Origin of the sequence: Mesorhizobium australicum (assembly GCF_900177325.1) — a bacterium.
Classification (GTDB): Bacteria; Pseudomonadota; Alphaproteobacteria; order Rhizobiales; family Rhizobiaceae; genus Mesorhizobium_A; species Mesorhizobium_A australicum_A.
On record NZ_FXBL01000004.1, the window covers coordinates 3,857,831 to 3,880,685 of the forward strand.

The following is a 22,855-nucleotide window of genomic DNA, read 5'->3' on the forward strand; positions in this document are numbered from 1 at the left end:
CGGGCCGGGAGGCTCAGATCGTGGCGAGCAGCCCGTCGACCAACCTTCGCACTGCGGCCTTCGCCTGTTCGACCGTGCGGCCCTGGTCCTGCCGCAGGCGATACCAGACGTCGAAGCTCAGTACCGTCAGGAAGGCGTCGAACAGCGTCTCGTCGCGCTTCACTTCGGGCGGGAGGATCGCACACAGCCGCTCGATGTCGGCATCGACGGCGCAGCGGTGCTTTGCCTTCAGGTATTCGGACTGCAAGAGCCGCGCATTCGCCTGCACCTTGAAGGGCATCACCCATTCGAAGGCCTCGGCGCGGCGGTCGATCATCTCGATGATCCGGCCCTGCCAGTCGCTGGCGATGAAGGGCCTGCGCATGATCGGCTGGATCTGCGCGTCGATCTGGTCGCCGACCTCCTGGTAGAGGCTGTCCATGTCCTCGAAATGCCGGAACACGGTGCGCAGGCCGACCTTGGCCTCTTCCGAGACCCGCTCGGCGCTCGGCATGATTTCGCGGTTGCGGATGAGGGTGATCAGCGCATCGACGATGCACTTGCGGCTGCGCTCGGCGCGAAGGCGGCGTCCGTCGGGCAAAGACCCATCGTCCCGCGGCCGCTCGGCCGTCATGGTGTCGAATGTGGTCTCAGACATCTGCCTTTCTCCTTTCGCCCTTGCGAGCTTACATCATCTCCACAACTGTCGTCTTCCCTATCGTGTTCCCCGCCCGGATTTTCTCGGACGGAGAGGACGGCCGGGTTTGTCCTGGCCGCCCCTCAAGCTCCGGCTTAGCGGCCGGAGTAGTTTTCGTTCTGGTTGATCTGGAACCCGTCGGTGCCGGTCACGGTGGCGCTGGCCTGACCGGAGACGACATGCGACGCGGCCTGCGAGCCTTCAACGGTCTGGCCGTAGGGGTTCACGCCGTAGAAAGCGGGGACTTCCTGGGCACCGGCGACGCCGGCGAGACCGAGAAGAGCGACGGAAGCGAGGAGGAACTTGTTCATTGTCTTTGCCTTTTCTTGAGGGTGGGCGCGGAGGCGGCGCATCGCCCGCCTCCCGTGCCGGGTCCCGGCTTACTTGCCGGAGTAGTTCTGGTTGCGATTGATCTGGAAGCCGTCATGGCCGGGAACGGTCGAGTTCGACTGCTCGCGGACGATGGTGGCCGAATGAGCCTTCTGCTGCGAAGCCTCGACGGTCTGCCCGTAGGGGTTCACGCCGTAGAAGGCCGGAACTTCCTGGGCGCCGGCAACACCGGCCAGGCCGAGGAGCGCGACGGAAGCGAGGATGATCTTGTTCATTGTCTTTGCCTTTTCGTTGGGGGCGCGGAGGCGGCGCATGGCCTGCCTCCCGTGCCGGTCCCGGCTTACTTGCCGGAGTAGTTCTGGTTCAGGTTGATCTGGAAGCCGTCAGCGCCGGGAACGGTCGAGTTCGACTGGTCGCGGATGATGGTGGCCGAGTGAGCCGTCTGCTGCGAAGCGTCGACAGTCTGCCCGTAGGGGTTCACGCCATAGAAGGCGGGGACTTCCTGGGCGCCGGCAACACCGGCCAGGCCGAGAAGAGCGACGGAAGCGAGGATGATCTTGTTCATTGTCTTTGCCTTTTCGTTGTGGTTGGGGCGCGGAGGCGGCGCAATGCCCGCCTCCCGTGCCGGTTCCGGCTTACTTGCCGGAGTAGTTCTGGTTCAGGTTGATCTGGAAGCCGTCGGTGCCGGTGAGCGAAGCGCCCGACTGGCCGGAGACGATGGTCGCCGAATGGACGGTGCCCTGCGCGTCGGCCGACAGGCCATAGGGGTTCTGGCCATAGAAGGCCGGAACTTCCTGAGCGCCGGCGACACCGGCGAGGCCCAGAAGAGCGACGGAAGCGAGAACGATCTTGTTCATTGTCTTAGCCTTTCTTGTGAGGCTCGGCGGCGGCAGTTCGCGTCGTCGTCGTTGGCCTGACGGGGAAATAGGCACGTGTAGTGCCAATAACAAGTGGCATTGTTCGTGTCATTTTATCACGACTTTGTGAGCCGGCTTGTGATGGCTTGTCGTCGCCTTCGGGATATCGCTCATGCTCGGCCTGGCGCGAGACCGGAGTTTGAGAGCGGCGGGCTGTGGAAAGGACGCAACGGTCCGGCGCCCTATTTCTCCCTTGCGGGCGGGCGGGCGATTTCAGAAGCTTGGCGCAACCGCGAGACTGCGGATCACAAAATCGCAGCGGGAGGCACGAATTGACCCATCGCCACGTTCCGCCTCGGTCGGAACCGCCCTCGCCGCCCGACATTCAAGGCTGGTGATGGACGATCGCGTATCCCCTTCCGGTTTACCCCCGGCTGGCCTTGATGCTCTGCGCGAGCGACTGCGGCTGCTCTATCACGGCCGTGCGCCCGGCGCGGTGCGGTTCCAGTATGCCATGATGGCGATCGACATTCTGATCGTCGCCTTCTTCATCGCGAGCCCGGTGCTGCGAGACCGGCCGTCATTTCTCTGGATCGATTATTCTATCGCGGCGGTGCTGATGCTCGATATCGGCGCCCGCGCGCTCGCCTCCAGCGACGTCCTGCGCTGGCTACGGCAGCCGACGAGCATCCTCGACCTGTTCATCCTGATGACGCTTTTGTTTCCGCTGTGGCTCGCCAATCTCGGCTTCCTGCGCGTCCTGCGCTTGTGGACGCTGTCGCGCAGCGGTGTGTTCTGGCGGCCGCTTGTCAGGCGCGGCTACGGTCCCTGGCGTGAGGTCGTCGAGTCGGTGACCAACCTGATCACCTTCCTCTTCGTGGTGACAGGGTTCATCTACACCTTCTTCTTCAGCGAAAGCTCCGGCTTCGCCGGCTATGTCGACGCGCTTTATTTCACCGTCACCAGCATGACCACCACCGGCTACGGCGACATCCTCCTGGACGGCCCGTGGGGAAAGATCACCTCGGTCGTCGTCATGCTGGCGGGCGTAACTCTCTTCATCCGTCTGGGGCAGGCGATCTTCCGGCCGCACAAGGTCTTCTACCCCTGCGAGCGATGCGGCCTGCAGCGCCACGACCCGGACGCGGTGCACTGCAAGGCCTGCGGCAACCTGCTCAAGATCCCCGACCCGGGCGACTGAGATCAGCCGCGCCGCGCGGCATCGATCGCCGCGACGTCGATCTTCTTCATTTCCATCATCGCCTGGAAGGCACGCCGGGCTTCCTCGCCGCCGGCGGCCATCGCCTCGGTGAGCGTCCGAGGCGTGACCTGCCAGGAGACGCCCCACCGGTCCTTGCACCAGCCGCAAGCACTCTCCCGCCCGCCATTGCCGACGATGGCATTCCAGTAGCGGTCGGTCTCCGCCTGGTCGTCGGTGGCGATCTGGAACGAAAAGGCCTCGCTCTGCTTGAACGCCGTCCCGCCGTTGAGCCCGATGCAGGGAATGCCCGCGACGACGAAGTCGACCGTCAGCACGTCGCCCTTCTTCCCCGACGGAAAATCCGCCGGCGCATGGTGGACGGCGTTCACGCGGCTGTCGGGAAAGGTCTCGGCATAAAACCGGGCGGCGGCTTCGGCGTCCTTTTCATACCAGACGCAGATCGTGTTCTTGGGGATGGGCATGGGTGGCTCCTCCTTGGGGGTCTGGCCGGCTGTCTCGGCTCACGGCGATGGCCAACAGAGAGAAGAAGGGTAGTGTGCGAAAGGCGGCAGGCAAGACCGCGGCGGCAGTCTGCTGACGGCTACGGACATGCGAGGCCTTGCCCGCGATGCGCTCTGCAACGGCAGGCGGTCCGAGGCTGGCTCGGCGGCCGTGGACATTCTCGCCCGGATGGGCTTTGATTTCCCTTACGTCATCACGAGTCACAGGAGAATTGCATGAGACGTCTGGTTGCCTTGGCAGGTGCCGCGATTTCGCTGTTGCTGGCCGCGTCATCCGCATCCGCGGAAGTGGTCGATTGTACCCCGATCGAGACGGTGCCCATCGTCATCACGGTGCAAGGCATCTATTGCCTCAAGCACGATCTCGTCACGTCGATCACGAACGGCACCGCGATACTCGTCAACACCAACAACGTCACGATCGAGATGAACGGCTTCAAGCTCGGCGGCCTTGGCGGTGGAACGGGCACAACGGCCTATGGAATCGCCAGCTACAGCCGGCAGAACGTCACCGTGCGCAACGGCACCGTCCGCGGGTTCTACATCAACGTCTACTTGTTGGGTGGGCTCGGACACATCGTCGAGGATCTCCGGCTCGACGGCGCCAGAGGCCACGGCCTCTTCCTCGGTGGGTCCAACCTCGTCGCCCGCAACAACTTCATCACCAACACAGGAGATGGGGCTGGCTCAAGCGCGGCCGGTATTTATCTCGACAGCGGCTACCATATTTCGATCACCGGAAACATCATCGACAGCGTTTCGGAAACGTCGTCGTCCAACGGTATTCGCGCTGAATATGCCGAGCAGTCGGTCATCGAGAGAAATGAGATCCATGGCATTATCGGCGGAGGCACGCGAAACGGCATCTATGTAGGCAGCGGTTTGCGCAACGTTCTCAGAGACAACATCGTAACCACTTCGACGGGAAGCACTGGCATTGGCGCGTTCAGTTCGAGCGACGCCTGCGTCAGGAACGTGGTCACAATAACATTCGCAACGCCGTTTACCGGATGCGAGACAAGTAGAGAGAACGATTCCTTTTAGAGCCGTGCATGCACGGCATTGCGATCTGCCTGCTGGAGCAAACGAGGGATTTTTCCGCCAGGCAATGAGGTCAAGCCAGGGGCAGCCTACCTCCTCAACACCGCGCTCAGCACGTCCCTGATCCCGATTGCCCCCACAAACCGGCTCTGCTCGTCGAACAGCGCCACCGGCGAGGTCTGGCTCCTGTGCATCGCCAGCATCACCGTCTTCAGGCTCGTGCCCGGACGGGCCCAGAAGACGTGCGGGGCGTCGTCGGGGAGCGATTCCACGTCGTCACAGGAGACCCAGACCGCCGGCTTGCCGTCGCGCTCGGCGGCGGCGACCAGCCCGTCGCTGTCGATCTTGAAGCGCGTCGTGCGGCGGCGGTCGAGCCACAGCCAGCCTTCGCCGGCGCTTTCCAGGTCGCGCCGGTCGCGCATCACGTTCCAGGCGGTCAGCACCGAGAGCGGGTTCACATTGGCAATGAAGTCGCGCACATAGGCGTTGGCGGGTTTGAGCACGATGTCTTCCGGCGGGCCGGACTGGACGATGCGGCCGCCCTCCATGATCGTGATCCGGTTGCCGATCTTCAGCGCCTCCTCCAGGTCGTGGGAGACGAAGACGATCGTCTTCTTCAGGCTCTTCTGCAGCTGCAGCAGTTCGTCCTGAAGCTTGGTGCGGATCAGCGGGTCGAGCGCGGAGAACGGCTCGTCCATCAGGAGGATCGGCGCCTCGGTGGCGAAGGCCCGGGCAAGGCCGACGCGCTGCTGCATGCCGCCGGACAGCTCGTGGGCATATTTGTTCGCCCACTGGTCGAGGTTGACGAGTTTCAGCTGGCGCGCGACGCGCTCCTTGCGCTCGGCGTCCGGCACGCCGGCGAGCTCCAGCCCGAAGCCGACATTCTCGGCCACCGTGCGCCAGGGCAGCAGCGCGAACTGCTGGAACACCATCGCCACGTTCTTCTGCCGCATATGGCGCAGCGTCGCCTCGTCGCAGGAGACGATGTCGACCATGCGGTCGCCGTCCTTGACCAGCACCTGGCCGCGCGTGACGACGTTCAACCGGTTGACCGCGCGCAGGAGCGTCGACTTGCCCGAGCCCGACAGGCCCATGAGGACGGAAATCTCGCCCTCCTCGACGGTGAGGTTGGCGCCCGCGGCCCCCAGCACCTGGCCGGTCTTCTCCAGGATGTCGGCGCGGTCGGCGCCCGCGTCGAGCATGGCAAGTGCCGCCTTCTGGTTCTCGCCGAAGACGATGTCGACGTTGCGGAAATCGACGGCGACGCTCATTTGACGCCTCCCATCTTCACGCGGGAGATGCGGTCGAGGATGATGGCGAGCACGACAATGGCGAGCCCCGCCTCAAGCCCGAGCGGGATGTTGACCGAATTCAGCGCCCGCACCACCGGCTTGCCGAGACCGTTGGCGCCGATCAGCGCCGCGATGACCACCATCGACAGGCACAGCATGATGCACTGGGTGAGCCCCGCCATGATGGTGGGCAGGGCCGCCGGCAGCTCGACCTTGTAGAGCAGCTGGCGCCTGGTGGCGCCGAAGGCCTGCCCCGCCTCCAGCATCGGCTTCGGCACCGAGGTGATGCCAAGATAGGTGAGCCGGATCGGCGCAGGCGCGGCGAAGATCACCGTGACGATCAGGCCGGGCGCCACGCCAAGGCCGAACAGGATCAGCACCGGGATGAGATAGACGAAGGTCGGCATCGTCTGCATCAGGTCGAGGATCGGGTTGAGCCAGGCCCAGGCGCGCGGATTGTGCGCGGCCCAGATGCCGACCGGCACGCCGATGGCCATCGAGGCGGCGGCGGCGCCGACCACCAGGATGATGGTCTCGACCGTCTCCTTCCAGAGGCCCTGATTGATGATGAACAGGAGGCCCAGCGCCACGAACAGCGCAATCCGCCAGGAGCGCTGCAGATACCAGGCAAGTGCGACGATCGCCGCCACCACGATCACCGGCGGGAACCACAGCACGATGTCGATCAGCCCGTCGAGGACGAAGGTGGCCGCGTTGGCGATGGAGGAGAAGAACCACTCGAAGTTCTGCGTCAGGAAGTCGAAGAACTGCTTGCCCCAGCGCCCCACGGGGATCTTCATGCTGCGGATGAGTTCGCTGAGCGGATCCATGCTTAATCTTCCCCCTTGCCGGGAGGCGAAATACCCCCCTCTGCCCTGCCGGGCATCTCCCCCTCAAGGGGGGGAGATCTGCAGTTCGAACACCCGTTCCACTCACGCGCGATCTCGATAAGCGCCGCCCTTGGCGAAGCCGATCTCCCCCCTTGAGGGGGAGATGCCCGGCAGGGCAGAGGGGGGTGTAGCGCCCGCCCTACAGCGCGCCCTTCACCGCTTCCAGCCCGTCCTTGCCGTCGAGCGTGGTGACGCCCGCGAGCCAGGGGGTGATCGCGTCCGGATTGGCCTTCAGCCATTCGGTCGCGGCGACCGTGGCGTCCTTGCCGTCGTTGAGGATGGCGCCCATGATCTCGTTCTCCATCTTGAGGGAGAACACCATGTTCTTCAGCAGCGTGCCGACGTTCGGGCACTCGGTGGCGTAGCCGGCGCGGACGTTCGTCGCCACGATCGCGCCACCATAGTTCGGGCCGAACACGTCGTCGCCGCCCGACAGATACGCCATTTCGATGTTGGCGTTCATCGGATGCGGCTCCCAGCCGAGGAAGACGACGTCCTGCTTGGACGAAGCCGCCTTCTGCACCGCCGACAGCATGCCGGCCTCGGAGCTTTCGACCAGCTCGAAATCCTTCAGGCCGAACTTGTCGGCCGAGATCATGTCGAGGATCAGCCGGTTGCCGTCATTGCCGGCCTCGATGCCGTAGATCTTGCCGTCGAGCTTGTCCTTGAACTTGGCGATGTCCTCGAACGACTTCAGGCCGGCATCGAAGGTGTATTTCGGCACGGCGAGCGTATATTTGGCGCCTTCGAGATTGGTCACCAGCGTCTCAACGGTCTTGGCCTCGAGATAGGGCTTGATGTCGGCCTCCATGGTCGGCATCCAGTTGCCGAGGAAGACGTCGATGTCCTTGTTGGCGAGCGAGGTATAGGTGACCGGCACCGAGAGCAGCTGCGTCGACGGCTCGTAGCCGAGCGCGGTGAGCACGACGGAGGCGGTGGCCGTCGTGGCGGTGATGTCGGTCCAGCCGACATCGGCGAAACGCACCGCCTTGCAGCTTTCGGGGTCGGCGGCGAGCGCCTGGCCGGCGACGAGGCCGGCGCCCAGCGCCAGAAGCACTGATTTGGACTTCAGCATGAACAGTCTCCCATTTTGTCCCGATCGAGGGGGATATCTCTCGTTGTGCCCCGAACGAAACACCATTCTTCCGTTCTTTCAAGCCGCGCGCCTGTCCTTTAGCCGTCAGATCGCTGCCTGCCTGCGACGCACAGGGCGGCGGCCGGCAATTTTCGGTGGAACCGCGGCCCGCCCCCTCCCCGTTTCACGGCGCAGCGATTAAAGGCAGCTGAATGGCCAAGCTCTACTTCCACTATGCGACCATGAACGCGGGCAAGTCGACGATGCTGCTGCAGGCGTCGTACAACTACCGCGAGAGCGGCATGCACACGCTTCTGCTGGTCGCCGGTCATTACCGCAAGGAGGATCAGGGCTACATCTCGTCGCGCATCGGGCTCGAATCCGACGCCGACATGTTTCGCGACGGTGACGACCTGTTCGAGCTGGTCGCAGAGCATCACCGCCACCGGCCGATCCACTGCGTCTTCGTCGACGAGGCGCAGTTCCTGGAGGACGCGCAGGTCTGGCAGCTCGCCCGCGTCGTCGACCGGCTGGACATCCCGGTGATGTGCTACGGCCTGAGGACCGATTTCCAGGGCAAGTTGTTCTCCGGCTCGGAAGCGCTGCTGGCCATCGCCGACGAGCTGCGCGAGGTGCGCACGATCTGCCCGTGCGGGCGCAAGGCGACGATGGTGGTGCGCCTCGGCCCCGACGGCAAGGTCGCCAAGCAAGGCGACCAGGTGGCGATCGGCAAGGACGTCTACCGCTCGCTCTGCCGCCGCCACTGGGAGGAGGAAATGGGCCGCGTCGACCCGGAGGACTTCATCGGCTTTGCGGGCGGATGAACCGGGAATGCCAATCGTTACCGATATTTAATGCAACGATCTGATGCGAGCCTCGTTGGTCCGGCATAGGGACAACGTCACGAGGCAACCCAATGAAGATCTTCAGCAATACAATCTGCGCGGCCATCGCGCTCACTTTCGCGGCGGGTTCAGCCCTCCCGGTGGCCGCGGCCCCGCTCGTTGCGCCGAACGCGCAGACGGAAGCGGCTGGCGGCAACGTGCTCGATGTGCAGATGAGCGGCGAGCAGCGTCAGCGACGCTTTGACAGGCGCCAGGATCGCCGCGAGGACCGCTTCGAGCACCGGCAGGATCGTCGCGAGGCACGGTTCGAGCGCCGCAACGGCCGTTACTACTACAACGGCCACCGCGGATACCGCGAGCGCCGTGACGGATATCGGTACTACAACGGCTACTGGTTCCCCGCCGGCGCATTCATCGCGGGCGCGATCATCAGCGGCGCGATCAACAACGCCACCCAGTCCAGCGGCTCCGCCCACGTGAACTGGTGCCACGACCGCTACCGGACCTATCGCTCGTCTGACAACACCTACATGTCGAGCGCAGGCTACCGTAAGGCATGCAACTCGCCCTACAGCTGAGCCGCACTGACTGACGACGAGGCCCGCCACCGGACGACCGGGGCGGGCCTTTCCGTGAGCGCACTCACGGCCGTCCGGCAGGACCTCCGCGGGGCGCGGTGACGAACCCCATCGCGAGCAGGACCAGTTCGTCCTCGAATTCCGGATCGGCGAGATCCGATGTCTCGGTCATGACGGCCGTTCGCACCGCACCCATGATCGCGCTGCCCAGCACCAGGGTCGCCGTGCGGCTCAGGGGCCGGAACGGGCCATCGCCTCCCGCGCTCCGCACCGCCTCCGAGATCTCGTCGACGGCGGCCTCGAAGAACTGCGCCTGGGCCTCGCGCCCGACCACGGGCATCAGCGACAGCAGAATCTTGCGGCGGACGCGCTGCCGCTTGTCGAAGGCCTCGAGCAGGGCCCTGATCGCAGCGCGGATCGCAGGCTCCGGGTCTTCCGGATCGAGCTCTTCAAGGGCGCGCCTTATCCCCTCGCTCACCCGCACGCGCTCACGTTCCGCCATGGCGGCGAGAATGGCCGTGGCGTTCGGGAAGTACTGATAGAGCGACCCGATCGAAACGCCGGCGCGTTCAGCGATACGGTTCGTGGAGGCGTTCTCGTCCTGGTCGAGAAGCTGAGCGGTCGCCTCTATGATCGACTCCACCGTCTGCCGCGCGCGCTCCTGCCCAGGCTCTTTTCGCTTGAATATCAAATGCCTGACCATTTGCTGCCACCGCCTTTGGGTCGCCGGGACGATGCGAGTATGAAAAAGCGAGCAATGCTCACATGATACTGGGAACGCGGTTCGCCGCAATCCCTCTATCCCGGAGCGGTCACATGGAATCGATATCGACGGGTTGGGCGATCACCTTCGCCATCATCCTCGCCTCGATGACGATCCGCAGCCTCATCATCGTCGGCGCGGCCTTCGCCTGGTATAACGCATCGAGCTTCGCCCAGCGGCGGCGCGTCTATCGCCTTGCCTATGCCGAAGGGCAGATCGGCAGCGAACTGCAGTCTGCCGTGACGGTGATCGCCTTCGATGCGCTGGTCTTCTCGACGGTCAGGCATTTCGGTTTGGTCCAGTACGCGCAGGATACGAGCGCGCTGCTGTTTGCCGGCAGTTTCCTGCTCGTCTTCCTGTTCACCGAGGTCTGGTTCTACGCCACGCATCGCGCGCTGCACCACAAGGCCCTGTTCTGGATCCATCGCCAGCACCACACGGCCAAGGTGACCGACCCGCTGACGTCGCTGTCGTTCTCGATCATCGAGCGCGCGATCCTGATTGGTGGAATCCTCGGCTTCTCGGCATTGGTCTCGCTCGCCATCCCGCTAAGCATGGGCGGTCTGATCGCCGCCGGACTGTCGAACTACGTGCTGAACGTGCTCGGGCATTCCAACGTGGAGTTCATGCCGGAATGGTTCGCCAAGTCGCGGATCGGCCGCTTCTTCATCACCCCGAGCTACCACGCCATGCACCATGCGCGGTTCCGGGGCCACTACGGGCTTTTCACCACGGTTCTCGACCGCTGGTTCGCAACGCGTTTCGAGGACTACGAGCAGGTCTACGACCGGGCCCGGGCAGGACGAGGCCTCGACCGGCTGGGCGAGCGTGTCGAGAGCTCGCCCCGCGTTTCCCGCCGCGCCGTTGCCGGAGCCCGGTCGTGACGCGCGCCATCGTTGTCGCCTTGCTCGCGCTGGCGGGTCCGGCAGATGCGTCCCAGCCCGAGATCCCCGCCGAGCAGCGCGAGGCCTGCCAGCGCGACTACATTCGCCATTGTCTGGGGACGACGCCCGGAGAGGGACGGGTCATCCAGTGCATGATCGACAGCTTCGACAAGCTCAGTCCGAAATGCGCCGCGAGCCTGACAAAGGCCGCCTGTGATCCCCAGGTGGCCGCCATGGCTCCGATCGCGATCGAATGTCACGGTGGAAAGGTGCCGCAGGCCACGGCGAAGCCCTGATCCTTCGGGCGCGCGTTTCCGCAATGTTGCAATTCAGCGCCAAAGCGCATCCCCGCGACTTTCAATCGAAACACTGCACCCATATATTCGCCCGCGTGACCGAACGTCGGCCCCGGAGGGAATTCATGGCGACACTGCAGAACTTCGATTCCGAGATCGAGAAGACCAAGCGCACCGTCGAAGACATGCGCTCCAAGATCGAGCAGTCCGGAATCCTGCTGGAGAAGTTCGCCAAGACGGACGCCAAGATCGGCCAGGCCGATTTCGACATCGAGAACGCCCGCATCGAGGACGTGCTCAGGCAGCAGAAGACGATGGAGGCGAACATCGCCGACCTCATCATCGGCCTCGAGGACGCGACCAACGTGTTCGGCACCGAATTCGAGACGATGAAGAGCTACACCGGCTGGGAAAACTTCATCGGTATATTCTCGCAGCAGCGCAAGCAGCGCATGCGCACCGAGCGCGTGCGCAACATGTCGCTGGCCGGCAACCTGCAGGAACTGCTTGCCAAGTCCGACACGATCGTCGGCATCCTGAAAGAGCAGAAGAACGTCCTCGAACAGCGCTACAAGACCTCGGAGGCCAGCCTCAGCCAGGTGATCGAGCGCCGCAAGGTGACGATGGAGAGCCTGACCGCGACGCAGAAGCGCATCGAGGAGCTTAACCCGCTGCTGCTCGACATCGAGAACAAGATCGCCGCCTCCACCAGCCAGCAGGAGCGCACCCAGCTCGAAGGCGAGCGCTCGAAGCTCGCCACCGAATACAACGAAAAGCAGGCGAAGGAGCAGGAGCTTCTGGCCGAGAGCCAGACGCTGGAACGCTACACGTCGATGTTCCAGACCTTCGTCGATTCGCTCAACAACCAGATCGCCGCGCAGTCGACGCTGATCAACAAGCTGACCATCGACACCGAGCAGCGCATCGTCCTCTACAAGGCGCTGGAAGACTCGTTGAAGACCGCCGCCCAGCAGGACGTGGCGCACAAGATCAACACGCTGGGAAGCCAGGTGGACAATACGGCCGAGGAGACCATGGCCGGCATCGGCGCCGCCGCCCAGAAGCACATCGGCGACCTGCTCGAAATGCACGAGAAGAACATGGTCACCACCGCCGACATCCAGCGCCGCAAGAAGCTCGCCGACGATGCGTTTGCCCGCCGCTTCGACGAGGTAATGCGCAAGCACAATTCGGCGGATTACGTGAAGGCTTGAGGCGACATACGACCAAGCCGGTGGACATCGGACCCCCCTCTGGCCTGCCGGCTGCCCCCGATGCTGGCGTCATCCTCGGGCTTGTCCCGAGGATCTACGGCGTTCGGATGGATAGCGACGGGCATCAGACACCCCCGAGCAACGCGCCAGAGCCAGTGTCTGCAAACTCGGTAGATCCTCGGGACAAGCCCGAGGATGACGACGCTCGGGCGGCAGGGACAGGCCAGCAGGCCTCGTTGCTCTCAAGGCGTCACACATCTCCGCCTCAAACGCGGAAGCACCCATGACCCCCGACAACCCCGCCGCCCGCTATTTCGACGCGATCGCAGCCGCGCTCACAGGGCTCGACATCTTCCTGCGCGACGATTCCTCGCCGCTCTACCGGCACGACGTGATCGCGCAGGTGGTGGCGGAATACGTCGTACGGCTGGAACACTCGTTCGGCGCCTGGCGCAACCGGCTGGGCTTCATGGAGAGTTTCCGCATCTCCCGTGCCGAGAGCGGCTTCCCGGTGTTCCAGAACGTGCTGGAACTGGAGAACGACCGCCGCACCGCCGAGCAGCGCCTGACGGCAATCCCCTCTCCCGAGGCGCTGCGCGCCGAGATGGCCGACTTCATCCTGCGCCACAAGGCGATGCCCACCGAGCTGCAGCGCATGATGGCCGAGCGGCTCTACCTGCAGGAGGTCTCGACCGGGCAGGTCTTCGCGCCTTTCGTGCTGCCGAAGACGGTGAAAGTCTCGGCCAATCCCAAGACCATGCGGCCCTATTACTTCGTCCACTGGGGCGCATTCGACGGGCTGGCCAACCTGCCGCTGGTCTACATGGCCGCGGTCGAGGATTCCTCCGACAAGATGGTCGACACGCTGGTGACCCGCGACGGCCGCCTGAACGAGAAGGTGGAGATTCCCCTGCCGGTCGAGGGCCTGCTCAATCCCGATCTCGCGCACAGGTTCGACGACTTCGCCGCCAAAAACTCCGCCTACACGCTCACCCCCGCCACCATCGCCGGCAATCTCGACAAGGATTTCGAGACGCTGCACCCCAAGCAGTTGCGCCGCTTCGTACTGGGGCCATTCTATTCGGCCGGCATCACCGAGCACAATTCGACCGTCGCCGAGGTGCTGAACAAGGTGCGCAAGGCCGAGAACGCCTGGCTGCTGACCTGGACGGTGCAGGAGGTCTATTCCAAGAACGAGCGCCCCGGCCGCCGCGGCCTCTTCTCCAGCGAGAAGGCGACGCAGGAGTTCTACATCAACACCGACGACCTCGAAGCCGCCCGCATGGGCGTCTCGACCTACGAGAAGCACGCCCTGGTCCCGCACGAGGCCTACCAGGCCCTCTACGCCGCCGGCGAGGCGCAGAAGATCTTCGGCGGCTACAAGGTGCACATCCTGTCCGGCGGGCGGGTGATCAGCGACGTATGATTAATTTCCTGCAAGAGAAAAGCAAACTCCAGATTCGGAAGATTTTTGCCATCGCCGGGGCCGCTTCTGGTTTGCACATTTTTTCAAGTATATTTGGAGACGCGGGAGATTTCTTATCTTCTACATTTTCCAGAATTGTACTGAACTACGATATTTTTGTAGAGGCGACAATTTCACGCATCGGCAGATTAATAGGAATTGACGTAAGTGGATATGAACCTCAGATTGCATTCGCAACTATAATTCTCACACCGTACCTCATTCGATGGCGCCAATTTCAGTTCGGCGGGTATCTTGATGACCATCAGAAGATTCTCGGAACTTTAAATTTTCTTGCGTTTACACTCATAGCCACCACATTCAATCAATGGAATTTCGATCCCTGGGCAGGGTGGTTAATGGGATCCGTAGTTTCACTTGCGTTCATTGGAGCATCTGCTGACGCTATATTAAGAGATGGTGATCACCTGAGAACAACTAGATCAATAATATTCATATTTTTCTTGCTTTGCTTTGGATTATCAATGCTAGGGTTACTCGACAGCGTTGATCATGTATTCTCTGTTTCCCCTAGCATTACGGGAGTTTTAGTGACAATTTTTGTCTCTTTGGTTTATGTAATCGGCGTTTCATCGCGGATAGATGGTTATTATCCATTTATGACCGGGATGATATTTTTCTCAGTACTATATCTTATAAACCTACTTCTTAAAGACGTATTTCCTGCAATCGACCGCTATCTTGGATCAATTGGAGTCTGACATGGACACCGGCCTGACGACCATCGATGAGAAGGACATCGACAAGCACCGCGCCACCGCGCAGTCGATGGTGACCCGCGTCATCGTGCTCGAAGCCTCCGCCGGCCTGTCGAACACCGCGCTCGCCGGCACCGGCCGCCGTTTCGTCTCGACGGTCTCCACCGGCTCGGTGCAGCGCACCAAGGAGGTCGAGCTCGCCAAGCGGATCGCCGCCGTGCGGCCCGACGACCAGATGCTGTCGATCCTGCAGCATACGCTGCTGTTCCGGGCGCGGCGCGGTCTCTCCGTGGCGCTGGCGGTGGCGGATGTCTTCGCGCGCGGCAACGATCTCGAGGCCCTGCAGGCGAAGAATGCGCGTGCGCCGCTGGAGGGCGAGGAGGCGTCGAACTTCAAGAAGCTGATCAACGCCTCGGCCTATGTCGCCGCCTTCGCCTTCGCCTCCTATCTCGCGCAGACCATTGAGGCCGACGGTGAGCCGCCGAACGACATCGCCGAGCCGGATTTCCTCTTCGACACCGCGCAGGACGCGTTGAAGTCGTTGGTGGCGGGGCTCGACGCCGGCCTTGCCGGCGCGAAGGACGACCACGACATGATGGCGCGCGCGAAAGCCTTCGCCCGCATCGCGATCGAGGGCCTGTTGACGCGAAAAGGCCGTTTCGACGGGCTCGGCGCTTTCGAGGACGCGCATATCCGCATCGAGGCGGACGACTTCACGCTCAACGGCTTTGACGTCGCACCCGGCCAGAAGGCCAAACCGCTGGTGATGACCTTCAAGAAGCCGGAGGAGGTCGTCGGCAACCACATCGCCAAATACCAGGCGGTGAAGCTCGCCAAGATGCTGGTCGCCTACGATTTCGACCGGCAGATGAACCCGTTCGTCGAGTTGGGCGGCTTCCTGTTCACCTTCATCGGCGACGGCGCGCCCGGCACCGGCAAGACGACGCTGATCCAGATGATCGCCGGCCTGGTCAACGGCCACTGCCAAGTGGCGGGCTATCCGTTCCACTACCAGAACTTCGGCGTCGACCAGATCTCGTCCTACCAGGGCAAGTCCGGCCAGAACTGCCGCGCCTTCGTGGAGAACGTGCTGAATCCCAAGGCGATCGGCTTCGGCACCATCGATGACATCGACCAGGTGGCGGCCAAACGCTCCGACGACCGCGCTTCCGCCGGCCAGCACGAGATCACCGGCGTTTTGATGGATGCCTTCTCCGGCGCAATGACCGTGGTGCGGGGCAACTGCTCCTTCGGCATGTTCTCCAACTACCCCGAAAACGTCGACGACGCTCTGCGCCAGCGCGCCGGCGCCCGCTGGCTGGTCGACGGGCCGCAGAGCCGCGACGACTATATCGACATCTTCGTGCTGCTCGCCGGCAAGAACCACAAGATCCCGCTCGGCGAGCACCAGCTCTACGCCGCGCAGGAGATCCAGCGCGCCGTCAACACTGCCTACGAAAGCCATTCGAAGCCGCACGAGGACGGGCTGATGCGCGTCTACGAGCGCTTCATGAAGGAGAACGGCCAGCCGAAGACCATGGCCGACATCGGCACCTATTTGCACCTGATCAAGGAAGCCGAGCCGCGCTTCACCGGCCGCGCCATCAAGAACGTCACCGACGCGATCAAGATGCGCGCCATGGACATCGAACTGCCCGACGACTGGTTCGAGAAGCCCGAAACCTTCATGCACAAGCCCTACGACGACAAGAAGGCAATGATCGAGGACCTTCGCGGCCCCTTCGACATGGAGATGGTCATGCAGGAAGTGAACCGCTACGCCGACTCGGAATTCCGCTACTCCGACAAGTCGGACGACGCCGCGGTGTCGAAGCTGATCCGCGACGCCAGGCTGCGCGAGCGGGCGGTCAAGGAGATGGAGGAGCTGAAGGCGAAGGGGCTGTGGGGAGCTTAGTTCCTTCTCCCCGTTCACGGGGAGAAGGTGCCCGAAGGGCGGATGAGGGGCAGCGTCATGCGTGGCAAGAACACTCGCCGGACCGAACAATCCCAACGTCTCCGCAAAGTCGACAACGATGCGGAGCGAGCACTATGGACCGAGTTGAGAGACCGCCGCCTCAACGGTTTCAAGTTCGTACGGCAGCATGGCATAGGGCTGTTCACCGCAGACTTTGCCTGCCGCGAGAGGAACCTTGTTGTCGAAGTGGATGGCAGCCAGCATGAAGGGTCGGTCAGGGACATCCGGAGAGACACTTCTATGAACATCAACGGCTGGAACGTACTTCGCGTCTGGCATATCGACGTCCTGCAGGATCGTCGCGCTGTTCTGGAAATGATCGTTGCCGCGCTTGACGGAAGACTTGGCGAGAGAATGGTCTCCAGCGAGACGAAGTATCTTCCCGCGACATCTGCGCCGGAGACTGGATTGTGAACGCTTGCGCCGCCCCTCATCCGCCCTTCGGGCACCTTCTCCCCGTGAACGGGGAGAAGGGGGAGTCGCGCTGATGGACCTCCTCCGCGACAACGACCTCATCTACGGCCGCCTGCTCACCGTCGACGAGCCGCATCTGATCGAGCGCTACAACAAGGCGCTGAAGGCGTTCGGGCTGAAGCCGACGAAGCTGAAGAGCTTCGACATCGACCGCACCGGCTTCTCGCCGCAGATCGCCGAGGAGTTGGGCGACCTGCAATATCTCGATCCGAACGAAGTCAATCGCCGCTTCATCATCCTGACGCCCGCGCAGGCCGAACTGCCGGTGGTGCACACCGCGTTCTCCAACACCTCGCAGCTGATGTTCGAGTTCTATTCGAGCAACCGGCGGGTGATCGACGCGCTGACGATCAAGGATGTGATCTACGGCGAGATCGAGGATTCGGTGTCCAAGGTCGAGGACATCGAGGACCTTTTGTCGATCAACCAGGTCGAGTTCCGCGTGCTCTCGGCGGAAGACGTGCTTGGCAAAGCCGGCGAATTGGGCGCGCTGGTCGACCGGCTGAAGCTCGAGCCGGATGCCTGGCGCGACACGGCCATGCTGGAGCGGATGGTGGATCTCGCCAAGGTCACCGGCGACATCCGCGAGAACAAGCTGGTGCCCGACCGGGTGATCTTCCGCCACGAAGCGTTCTGGACCAGCCATTTCGGCGGCATCTACGTTTTCATCGACAAGGATATGACGACCGTCATCTCCGATCCCGCCGCCCCCGGCTTCCGCCGCTCGCGGCCGTGGCAGGTGAGCTATCTCGGCATCCGCGACGCCGAGCGCGTGTTCCGCTTCCTTGCCTCCACCGGGCGGCTGGACCTGCCGCGTGCCTCGTGGATCGAGACGTCGAACTATCTCGAGCACCGCGCCGAGATGGCGGTACGTGCGCTGATCCACAGGCAGCAGCCGAACCTCGACTTCGACAAGGTCGACAAGGTGTGGCTGCAGACCTGGATCCACTCCAACGCCGACCTGATCAACAAGGACGGCATCTTCCCGTTCCTCAACGCGGCCAAGCGCGAGCTTGCCCAGACCGGCAAGCTGCGGCTGGAGGACATGGAGCCCGAGCGGCGCTTCCTGGTGGTGCGGGCCAGGCCCGACCATCCCGACGCCTGGCTCACCAACCGGCTGATCTCGGATTTCGTGCCGGACGATTTCGTCTCCCGCTACGTCTTCAACAAGCAGAGCTTCTACAAGGAATACGAGGCTTGGCCGGCGCGCTGGCGCGCGCATGTTGTCGAGACGCTCAAAACCACATATCTCAAGGACAAGGCGGCGTTCCGCGAGCGGCTCTACGGGCTGAAGGACTGAACGCGAGACACATTCGCAGGCTGAGGGAACCCATGCTCGATCCGATCGTCGCTTTCGTCACTATGGTGTTCCAGTGGATCGGCCGCGCCATCGGCCTTTTGATCGGCATCCTGATGTGGCCGTTCCTGTGGTTCGGCCGCTGGTACCTGCAGAAGGGCTGGATCCTGAAGGCGGGGCTGGGCGCAGCGATCCTGCTGCTCGCGGCACTCTATGCCTATTTCATCTATTCCACCCAGCGCTGGACGGATTTCGACCCCGACTACGTCGCGAAATACAATTTCGAGCAGCGCCGCCGGTCGGCCGGCGAGCAGGCAGCCTTGCCGCCGCAGCCCTCGCCCGCGATGGCGACCGTCGAGGCGCCGGTGACCTATCCCACCGCCACCGCGAACACGGGCCCGTCTGTGGCGGACGCGCCCGCAGCTGCCGCTGCCGCCCCGAGCGGCCGAAGCTGCGGCCGCTCGGCCATCGCCGAGGTGGCCGCCGACCTGACGGATTTCAACGTCAACCGGAACGCGTGGATCTCGTCGATGATCCTCTACAAGCTCGGCCTGTTCGGGTTGTCCTGGGACAAGACGCCCTTCCTCGACAACAAGGCCTCGTTCCAGCGCGGCATCCACGAGGCGATCCGGCGCACCGCGACGGAGCTCGCCGACAATCTTGGCCGCGTCCGCGGCACCTCGCAGATCGACGCCAATCTGCAGAGCGCGCGCGGCAACGCCCAGTTCGACGAATACACCTGGTATGTCGGCCTTAACCCGCCGGGCCCCAAGACCCCGACGCCGGCCTACTACCGCGAGATCGTGCGGGACCTGCGCGCCTTCGACGACCGGCTGGCGCGCTGCGAGGCCGTGTTCGACGCCCGAGCCGACAACCTGATCCAGTATCTCGACCGCGTGGCGAGCGCATTGGGCGACACTTCCGCGATCCTGCGCGAGCGCTCGGAGAACTACGATCGCGGCTTTTTCGACACCCGTGCGGATGACCGCTTCTGGTTCTCCTACGGCCAGCTCTACGCCTATTACGGGCTGATGACTGCGTCGCACGCCGATTTCGAGGACGTGATCCGCGAGCGCAACCTCGACAATCTGTGGAACGCGATGGAAGCGCAGTTCCGTTCCGCGCTGAAGATCCGGCCGTGGATCATCGTCAACAGTTCGGAAGACGGGCTGTTCGCCACGCACCTTGCGACGATGGGGTTCTACGTGCTGCGCGTCCGTTCCAACCTGATCGAGGTGCAGGCGGTGCTCCAGCGCTGACGCCACGTCGGCGGTCTGGACATCCTGCGCGATCGGGTTATGTGAGCGGCAACGTCATTCGCGAAGGAGGGCGCCATGCCTCCGGAAACGGTCACGAAGCCGAGGGTCAAGGTCAAGCCGAAGACCGAGCGGCCGAAGCTGCACAAGGTCATTCTCGTCAACGACGACTTCACGCCGCGCGAATTCGTGGTGATGGTGCTGCGGGCCGAATTCCGGCTTACCGACGACCAGGCCTACCGCGTGATGATCACGGCGCACCAGAAAGGCGTCTGCGTCGTCTCGGTCTATCCGAAGGACGTCGCCGAGACCAAGGCCACCCGCGCCACCGACGCCGGCAAGGCCGCCGGCTTCCCGCTGATGTTCACGACGGAACCGGAGACGTGAGGCCAGCCCTACAGCTTTTCCTCGAAAACCTTGCGGTAGTCTGCAATAGGCCGGTACAGCCTCATCGGCTGCCCGGAGAACCGTATGAAGCTTTCCCGCTCGTAGAACCGCTGCGCGTCCTCATCCTTGGCTTCGACGACGACAGCGAATGAAGCTACCTCGCTGCGCATGGCACGAAAGAGTGCATCAGCCAACATATGCCGTCCGTGCCCCCTGCCACGATGGCGATGATCGACGGCGAGCCGTCCAACAAGGGTAGCTGGAACAAGCGGATATCGCGGCAACTTCCTCGCAATCCGTTCTGGAAACTCACCCACGCTCACACCTGTGGCGGACAGGGTATAATATCCAACGATCGTACCATCTGTTAGCAGCAGGACGAATGGCGCGGCCATCCCTTTGCGAGCATCCTGCCCAATCTGAGTCCGAAAGTAGCGATCCAACGGTTCGACGCCACTCTCGAACGACGATCGATCGTGAGACGCGTCGAGCGCTACTACGTTCGCTCGCTCACCGGATTCTTCAAACACCGGTCGCCCGACGGTAACGCCGTATCGTTTCACGCAGACGATCGTTCACCGGCTGCGGGTTTAGCAGGGCCTCTACAAACGCCTCGGCATCCTTTACGGACAGGTCGATCCGCTGATAGTCGTCGATCGCGCGCTGCGCAGCGTCTTGCACACTGGACAATACGAAATCCGTAACGCTGCGCCCTTGCAGCGCGGCGGCGCGCTCGATCAGCCCCTTCTGATACGGAGTGACCCGCGCCTCAAGCCGTTCGCTGCGCACGCGCGCGCTGGGCTTTTTTGTCGCTGTCTGTGTCATGATCACCTACCTTGAAGAAAAGGTACGGCCAGTGGCCGGAAAAGTCAACGAAATTGGGAAACCGCTCTGTCGTCTGGCCTTCACGCGCGCACGCGATAGAGTGTCTGGACAGGACAGGGATGGTGTTCCAAGGAGACGATAGATGAACAAGCTCCTCGCCGCGGCGTTCGCCGTCGGCTTTTCCGCTCAATTCGCACTGGTCGGAGTGACGATGGCCCAGGACAACCGGATCGACCAGGTGCGACCCGACGCGCCGGAACTCGCGCCCTATGGCGAGCTTGAGATCGGCGTGCGCACGATCGACCTCGTCAACAAGGATCAGGTCGACATCGTGAAGGTAGAGCCCGGCAAGGAGCTTCCGCGCTACGACCGTCCGCTCAAGGTCGAGGTCTGGTATCCGGCTGCGCTGTCGCCGTCGGCGCGGCCGCGCATCTATGAAGGCGTCTTCCTGCGCGACGGCGAGACCCAGGTGACGCTCCACGGCAGAGCGTTGCGGGATGCGGAGCCGATCACGGGCGAAGAGCCATACCCGCTCGTCATCGTGTCGCACGGCTACCCCGGAAACCGATTCCTGCTCAGTCACTTGGCCGAGAACCTTGCCTCGAAGGGTTATGTCGTCGCGGCAATCGACCACACGGATTCGACCTATAACGACCAGGGCAAGTTCGGCTCGACGCTGGTCAACCGGCCGCTCGACCAGAAGTTCGTCCTCAACGAGATCGAGCGGCTCGGCGGCGAGGACGGCAGTTTCCTCAACGGGCTGGTCGACACGGAAAAGGCGGCCATCATCGGCTATTCGATGGGGGGCTACGGCGCGGTCATCTCCGCCGGCGCGGGCGTCACCGAGGCCGCCGTCGGCTACGAATGGGGCGCGCCGGAAAAGACGCTTGCTGTGAACCAGGCCGGCTCGGAGAGCCACAATGGTTTGCCTGACGAGCGGGTCAAGGCGGTCGTCGCCTTCGCGCCGTGGGGCATGGAGCGCGGCTTCTGGGACGAGGACGCGCTCGCCAAGATCCAGAAGCCGATCTTCTACGTCGCCGGCAGCGTCGACGACGTCTCGGGCTACGACAAGGGCGTGAAGGCGATCTACGAGGGCACGATCAACGCCGACGCCTATCTCCTCACCTTCGAGAACGCCAACCACAATGCCGGCGCGCCGATCCCCGCGCCCGTCGAGTCCTGGAAGAAATCCGAAAAGCTCGGCTGGGCGCCGTTCGACCACTACGCCGATCCGGTCTGGGACACGGTCAGGATGAACAACATCTCCCAGCATTTCGTCACCGCCTTCCTCGGCAAATATTTGAAGGAAGACGAGGAGATGGAGGCCTATCTCGACGTGGTCCCCAATGCCGCCGACGGCGTCTTCGCCGCCAACGAGGACGGAACGTTCAAGCCCGAGCACACCTACTGGAAGGGCTTCGCCGACCGCACCGCCAAGGGCCTCACGCTCAGCCAGCGCATGGCGGGGAGCAACTAGTGGCCGGTGACAGGACAGCTTGTCACTGACATTCTGTGCCTGACGGGTCGAATGACGCAACGAACCCGTCAGGATTGACGCCAGCCGGCCAGAAAGGTATCATGATGATACCTTCGATGGTGGGATATTTGAACAACATGGCTTTGCGCGGATGACGCAGCCTTGGGATGCCGGCCGTGCGACGGATGAGATCAGATCGATTGCGAGAAACCCGAAGCTCAGCATCACGTACAAGCTGCATGCGCGCGAGCGGCTTTCGGAGCGCGGTCTGATCATCTCCGATGTGCTCCATGCGCTCAGGTTCGGGAACGTCCATCGAGCGCCGGCTCCTGCAACGCGTCCGGGCCATTTCCGCTATCAGATCGAATGCAGGACGCCGAACAGCGGCAGCCGGTCGATCGGAATTGTTGTCGTTCCCGCCAAGGATGAATGTCTTCTCACGATCGTGACCGTCATGTGGCTCGACGAATTCGAGCGTGTGGCGGGGTCGATCATTGGAGCTACGGACGATGGGTAA

29 protein-coding genes are annotated in these 22,855 nt (G+C 63.1%); 16 read left to right on the forward strand and 13 right to left on the reverse strand.

All coding sequences use genetic code 11. From position 1 onward, the window contains the following. Nucleotides 1–13 precede the first annotated feature (13 nt). The 5 genes from B9Z03_RS21550 to B9Z03_RS21570 all read right to left on the reverse strand — a co-directional run bounded on the left by B9Z03_RS21550 (nt 14) and on the right by B9Z03_RS21570 (nt 1,863). Nucleotides 14–637 (reverse strand): TetR/AcrR family transcriptional regulator, encoded by a 624-nt coding sequence (locus tag B9Z03_RS21550; protein WP_085466090.1) that lies wholly within the window; start codon nt 635–637, stop codon nt 14–16. A 134-nt stretch (nt 638–771) separates the two neighbouring features. Further along, complete coding sequence (locus tag B9Z03_RS21555; RefSeq protein WP_085466091.1) at nt 772–987, reverse strand: hypothetical protein; 216 nt, start codon at nt 985–987, stop codon at nt 772–774. Between the two features lie 69 nt (nt 988–1,056). Beyond that, nucleotides 1,057–1,281 carry a hypothetical protein gene (locus B9Z03_RS21560; RefSeq protein WP_139832360.1) on the reverse strand — a complete coding sequence of 75 codons (225 nt, stop codon included), beginning with the start codon at nt 1,279–1,281 and terminating at the stop codon, nt 1,057–1,059. A 65-nt stretch (nt 1,282–1,346) separates the two neighbouring features. After that, nucleotides 1,347–1,571: a hypothetical protein gene (locus tag B9Z03_RS21565; RefSeq protein ID WP_085466093.1), complete on the reverse strand. Its 225-nt coding sequence runs from the start codon at nt 1,569–1,571 to the stop codon at nt 1,347–1,349. Between the two features lie 70 nt (nt 1,572–1,641). Further along, on the reverse strand, nt 1,642–1,863 hold the full coding sequence (locus B9Z03_RS21570; protein ID WP_085466094.1) for a hypothetical protein: 222 nt from the start codon (nt 1,861–1,863) through the stop codon (nt 1,642–1,644). Nucleotides 1,864–2,260: 397 nt separating this feature from the next. Here B9Z03_RS21570 and B9Z03_RS21575 point away from each other — a divergent pair, with 397 nt between their 5' ends. Beyond that, nucleotides 2,261–3,064 (forward strand): potassium channel family protein, encoded by an 804-nt coding sequence (locus B9Z03_RS21575; protein ID WP_085466095.1) that lies wholly within the window; start codon nt 2,261–2,263, stop codon nt 3,062–3,064. A gap of 2 nt (nt 3,065–3,066) precedes the next feature. On the opposite strand, the gene B9Z03_RS21580 is transcribed toward B9Z03_RS21575, so the two are convergent. Beyond that, complete coding sequence (locus B9Z03_RS21580; RefSeq protein ID WP_085466096.1) at nt 3,067–3,546, reverse strand: VOC family protein; 480 nt, start codon at nt 3,544–3,546, stop codon at nt 3,067–3,069. Nucleotides 3,547–3,801: 255 nt separating this feature from the next. Here B9Z03_RS21580 and B9Z03_RS21585 point away from each other — a divergent pair, with 255 nt between their 5' ends. Then, a complete protein-coding gene (locus B9Z03_RS21585; protein ID WP_085466097.1) occupies nt 3,802–4,629 on the forward strand; it encodes a NosD domain-containing protein in 828 nt (275 codons plus the stop codon). Between the two features lie 86 nt (nt 4,630–4,715). Here the strand turns inward: B9Z03_RS21585 and choV are convergent, their stop codons facing one another. The 3 genes from choV to B9Z03_RS21600 form a co-directional block, all read right to left on the reverse strand. Then, on the reverse strand, nt 4,716–5,897 hold the full coding sequence (choV, locus tag B9Z03_RS21590; RefSeq protein WP_085466098.1) for a choline ABC transporter ATP-binding protein: 1,182 nt from the start codon (nt 5,895–5,897) through the stop codon (nt 4,716–4,718). Beyond that, the gene (choW, locus tag B9Z03_RS21595) at nt 5,894–6,748 is read right to left on the reverse strand and encodes a choline ABC transporter permease subunit (protein WP_085466099.1); all 855 of its coding nucleotides are present in this window, start codon (nt 6,746–6,748) and stop codon (nt 5,894–5,896) included. The genes choV and choW overlap by 4 nt, the downstream gene beginning before the upstream one ends. A 199-nt stretch (nt 6,749–6,947) precedes the next feature. Continuing rightward, on the reverse strand, nt 6,948–7,883 hold the full coding sequence (locus B9Z03_RS21600) for a choline ABC transporter substrate-binding protein (protein ID WP_085466100.1): 936 nt from the start codon (nt 7,881–7,883) through the stop codon (nt 6,948–6,950). A gap of 212 nt (nt 7,884–8,095) precedes the next feature. Between B9Z03_RS21600 and B9Z03_RS21605 the strand changes: the two genes are divergently transcribed. Together B9Z03_RS21605 and B9Z03_RS21610 are read left to right on the forward strand one after the other, a co-directional pair. Continuing rightward, nucleotides 8,096–8,707, forward strand: coding sequence for a thymidine kinase (locus B9Z03_RS21605; protein ID WP_085466101.1), 612 nt, complete (start codon nt 8,096–8,098; stop codon nt 8,705–8,707). A gap of 92 nt (nt 8,708–8,799) precedes the next feature. Further along, nucleotides 8,800–9,306 carry a BA14K family protein gene (locus B9Z03_RS21610; protein WP_085466102.1) on the forward strand — a complete coding sequence of 169 codons (507 nt, stop codon included), beginning with the start codon at nt 8,800–8,802 and terminating at the stop codon, nt 9,304–9,306. A 64-nt stretch (nt 9,307–9,370) separates the two neighbouring features. Here B9Z03_RS21610 and B9Z03_RS21615 read toward each other — a convergent pair whose 3' ends face one another. After that, on the reverse strand, nt 9,371–9,949 hold the full coding sequence (locus B9Z03_RS21615; protein ID WP_176247589.1) for a TetR/AcrR family transcriptional regulator: 579 nt from the start codon (nt 9,947–9,949) through the stop codon (nt 9,371–9,373). Between the two features lie 173 nt (nt 9,950–10,122). Here B9Z03_RS21615 and B9Z03_RS21620 point away from each other — a divergent pair, with 173 nt between their 5' ends. From B9Z03_RS21620 to clpS, 10 genes are all read left to right on the forward strand, one after another. Beyond that, a complete protein-coding gene (locus B9Z03_RS21620) occupies nt 10,123–10,953 on the forward strand; it encodes a sterol desaturase family protein (RefSeq protein WP_176247590.1) in 831 nt (276 codons plus the stop codon). Next, entirely contained in the window at nt 10,950–11,249 is a 300-nt protein-coding gene (locus B9Z03_RS29935; RefSeq protein ID WP_176247591.1) for a cysteine rich repeat-containing protein, read from the forward strand. Before B9Z03_RS21620 ends, B9Z03_RS29935 begins: the two co-directional genes overlap by 4 nt. 125 nt (nt 11,250–11,374) lie before the next feature. Then, nucleotides 11,375–12,463: a hypothetical protein gene (locus B9Z03_RS21630; protein WP_085466105.1), complete on the forward strand. Its 1,089-nt coding sequence runs from the start codon at nt 11,375–11,377 to the stop codon at nt 12,461–12,463. Nucleotides 12,464–12,746: 283 nt separating this feature from the next. Further along, complete coding sequence (locus B9Z03_RS21635) at nt 12,747–13,889, forward strand: hypothetical protein (RefSeq protein ID WP_085466106.1); 1,143 nt, start codon at nt 12,747–12,749, stop codon at nt 13,887–13,889. Continuing rightward, on the forward strand, nt 13,886–14,650 hold the full coding sequence (locus tag B9Z03_RS29535) for a hypothetical protein (RefSeq protein ID WP_139832361.1): 765 nt from the start codon (nt 13,886–13,888) through the stop codon (nt 14,648–14,650). The genes B9Z03_RS21635 and B9Z03_RS29535 overlap by 4 nt, the downstream gene beginning before the upstream one ends. Before the next feature lies 1 nt (nt 14,651). After that, nucleotides 14,652–16,562, forward strand: a complete 1,911-nt coding sequence (locus B9Z03_RS21640; protein WP_085466107.1) for an AAA family ATPase — start codon at nt 14,652–14,654, stop codon at nt 16,560–16,562. 57 nt (nt 16,563–16,619) lie between these two features. Next, nucleotides 16,620–17,036: an endonuclease domain-containing protein gene (locus B9Z03_RS21645; RefSeq protein ID WP_085467803.1), complete on the forward strand. Its 417-nt coding sequence runs from the start codon at nt 16,620–16,622 to the stop codon at nt 17,034–17,036. 73 nt (nt 17,037–17,109) lie between these two features. Continuing rightward, complete coding sequence (locus tag B9Z03_RS21650; protein WP_085466108.1) at nt 17,110–18,396, forward strand: DUF6638 family protein; 1,287 nt, start codon at nt 17,110–17,112, stop codon at nt 18,394–18,396. 32 nt (nt 18,397–18,428) lie between these two features. After that, entirely contained in the window at nt 18,429–19,652 is a 1,224-nt protein-coding gene (locus tag B9Z03_RS21655) for a DUF2333 family protein (protein WP_085466109.1), read from the forward strand. Between the two features lie 75 nt (nt 19,653–19,727). Continuing rightward, nucleotides 19,728–20,036, forward strand: coding sequence for an ATP-dependent Clp protease adapter ClpS (clpS, locus tag B9Z03_RS21660; RefSeq protein ID WP_085466110.1), 309 nt, complete (start codon nt 19,728–19,730; stop codon nt 20,034–20,036). 8 nt (nt 20,037–20,044) lie between these two features. On the opposite strand, the gene B9Z03_RS21665 is transcribed toward clpS, so the two are convergent. Beyond that, nucleotides 20,045–20,566 (reverse strand): GNAT family N-acetyltransferase, encoded by a 522-nt coding sequence (locus tag B9Z03_RS21665; RefSeq protein ID WP_085466111.1) that lies wholly within the window; start codon nt 20,564–20,566, stop codon nt 20,045–20,047. After that, entirely contained in the window at nt 20,559–20,861 is a 303-nt protein-coding gene (locus B9Z03_RS21670; RefSeq protein WP_085466112.1) for a type II toxin-antitoxin system TacA family antitoxin, read from the reverse strand. The genes B9Z03_RS21665 and B9Z03_RS21670 overlap by 8 nt, the downstream gene beginning before the upstream one ends. Before the next feature lie 142 nt (nt 20,862–21,003). On the opposite strand from B9Z03_RS21670, the gene B9Z03_RS21675 reads away from it, so the two are divergent. Further along, nucleotides 21,004–22,338, forward strand: coding sequence for an alpha/beta hydrolase family protein (locus tag B9Z03_RS21675; protein ID WP_085466113.1), 1,335 nt, complete (start codon nt 21,004–21,006; stop codon nt 22,336–22,338). Between the two features lie 22 nt (nt 22,339–22,360). On the opposite strand, the gene B9Z03_RS30325 is transcribed toward B9Z03_RS21675, so the two are convergent. Then, entirely contained in the window at nt 22,361–22,654 is a 294-nt protein-coding gene (locus B9Z03_RS30325) for a hypothetical protein (protein ID WP_244561809.1), read from the reverse strand. Here B9Z03_RS30325 and B9Z03_RS30675 point away from each other — a divergent pair. Then, nucleotides 22,622–22,855 carry a hypothetical protein gene (locus B9Z03_RS30675; RefSeq protein ID WP_432417043.1) on the forward strand — a complete coding sequence of 78 codons (234 nt, stop codon included), beginning with the start codon at nt 22,622–22,624 and terminating at the stop codon, nt 22,853–22,855. The two genes, B9Z03_RS30325 and B9Z03_RS30675, sit on opposite strands and share 33 nt — an antisense overlap.

Excerpts from the sequence above, each read along its gene's own strand:
- B9Z03_RS21550 (WP_085466090.1), bottom strand. The coding sequence starts at position 637 with ATGTCTGAGACCACATTCGACACCATGACGGCCGAGCGGCCGCGGGAC.
- B9Z03_RS21555 (WP_085466091.1), bottom strand. The coding sequence starts at position 987 with ATGAACAAGTTCCTCCTCGCTTCCGTCGCTCTTCTCGGTCTCGCCGGC.
- B9Z03_RS21560 (WP_139832360.1), bottom strand. The coding sequence starts at position 1,281 with ATGAACAAGATCATCCTCGCTTCCGTCGCGCTCCTCGGCCTGGCCGGT.
- B9Z03_RS21565 (WP_085466093.1), bottom strand. The coding sequence starts at position 1,571 with ATGAACAAGATCATCCTCGCTTCCGTCGCTCTTCTCGGCCTGGCCGGT.
- B9Z03_RS21570 (WP_085466094.1), bottom strand. The coding sequence starts at position 1,863 with ATGAACAAGATCGTTCTCGCTTCCGTCGCTCTTCTGGGCCTCGCCGGT.
- B9Z03_RS21575 (WP_085466095.1), top strand. The coding sequence starts at position 2,261 with ATGGACGATCGCGTATCCCCTTCCGGTTTACCCCCGGCTGGCCTTGAT.
- B9Z03_RS21580 (WP_085466096.1), bottom strand. The coding sequence starts at position 3,546 with ATGCCCATCCCCAAGAACACGATCTGCGTCTGGTATGAAAAGGACGCC.
- B9Z03_RS21585 (WP_085466097.1), top strand. The coding sequence starts at position 3,802 with ATGAGACGTCTGGTTGCCTTGGCAGGTGCCGCGATTTCGCTGTTGCTG.
- choV (WP_085466098.1), bottom strand. The coding sequence starts at position 5,897 with ATGAGCGTCGCCGTCGATTTCCGCAACGTCGACATCGTCTTCGGCGAG.
- choW (WP_085466099.1), bottom strand. The coding sequence starts at position 6,748 with ATGGATCCGCTCAGCGAACTCATCCGCAGCATGAAGATCCCCGTGGGG.
- B9Z03_RS21600 (WP_085466100.1), bottom strand. The coding sequence starts at position 7,883 with ATGCTGAAGTCCAAATCAGTGCTTCTGGCGCTGGGCGCCGGCCTCGTC.
- B9Z03_RS21605 (WP_085466101.1), top strand. The coding sequence starts at position 8,096 with ATGGCCAAGCTCTACTTCCACTATGCGACCATGAACGCGGGCAAGTCG.
- B9Z03_RS21610 (WP_085466102.1), top strand. The coding sequence starts at position 8,800 with ATGAAGATCTTCAGCAATACAATCTGCGCGGCCATCGCGCTCACTTTC.
- B9Z03_RS21620 (WP_176247590.1), top strand. The coding sequence starts at position 10,123 with ATGGAATCGATATCGACGGGTTGGGCGATCACCTTCGCCATCATCCTC.
- B9Z03_RS21630 (WP_085466105.1), top strand. The coding sequence starts at position 11,375 with ATGGCGACACTGCAGAACTTCGATTCCGAGATCGAGAAGACCAAGCGC.
- B9Z03_RS21635 (WP_085466106.1), top strand. The coding sequence starts at position 12,747 with ATGACCCCCGACAACCCCGCCGCCCGCTATTTCGACGCGATCGCAGCC.
- B9Z03_RS29535 (WP_139832361.1), top strand. The coding sequence starts at position 13,886 with ATGATTAATTTCCTGCAAGAGAAAAGCAAACTCCAGATTCGGAAGATT.
- B9Z03_RS21640 (WP_085466107.1), top strand. The coding sequence starts at position 14,652 with ATGGACACCGGCCTGACGACCATCGATGAGAAGGACATCGACAAGCAC.
- B9Z03_RS21645 (WP_085467803.1), top strand. The coding sequence starts at position 16,620 with ATGCGTGGCAAGAACACTCGCCGGACCGAACAATCCCAACGTCTCCGC.
- B9Z03_RS21650 (WP_085466108.1), top strand. The coding sequence starts at position 17,110 with ATGGACCTCCTCCGCGACAACGACCTCATCTACGGCCGCCTGCTCACC.
- B9Z03_RS21655 (WP_085466109.1), top strand. The coding sequence starts at position 18,429 with ATGCTCGATCCGATCGTCGCTTTCGTCACTATGGTGTTCCAGTGGATC.
- clpS (WP_085466110.1), top strand. The coding sequence starts at position 19,728 with ATGCCTCCGGAAACGGTCACGAAGCCGAGGGTCAAGGTCAAGCCGAAG.
- B9Z03_RS21670 (WP_085466112.1), bottom strand. The coding sequence starts at position 20,861 with ATGACACAGACAGCGACAAAAAAGCCCAGCGCGCGCGTGCGCAGCGAA.
- B9Z03_RS21675 (WP_085466113.1), top strand. The coding sequence starts at position 21,004 with ATGAACAAGCTCCTCGCCGCGGCGTTCGCCGTCGGCTTTTCCGCTCAA.
- B9Z03_RS30325 (WP_244561809.1), bottom strand. The coding sequence starts at position 22,654 with ATGGACGTTCCCGAACCTGAGCGCATGGAGCACATCGGAGATGATCAG.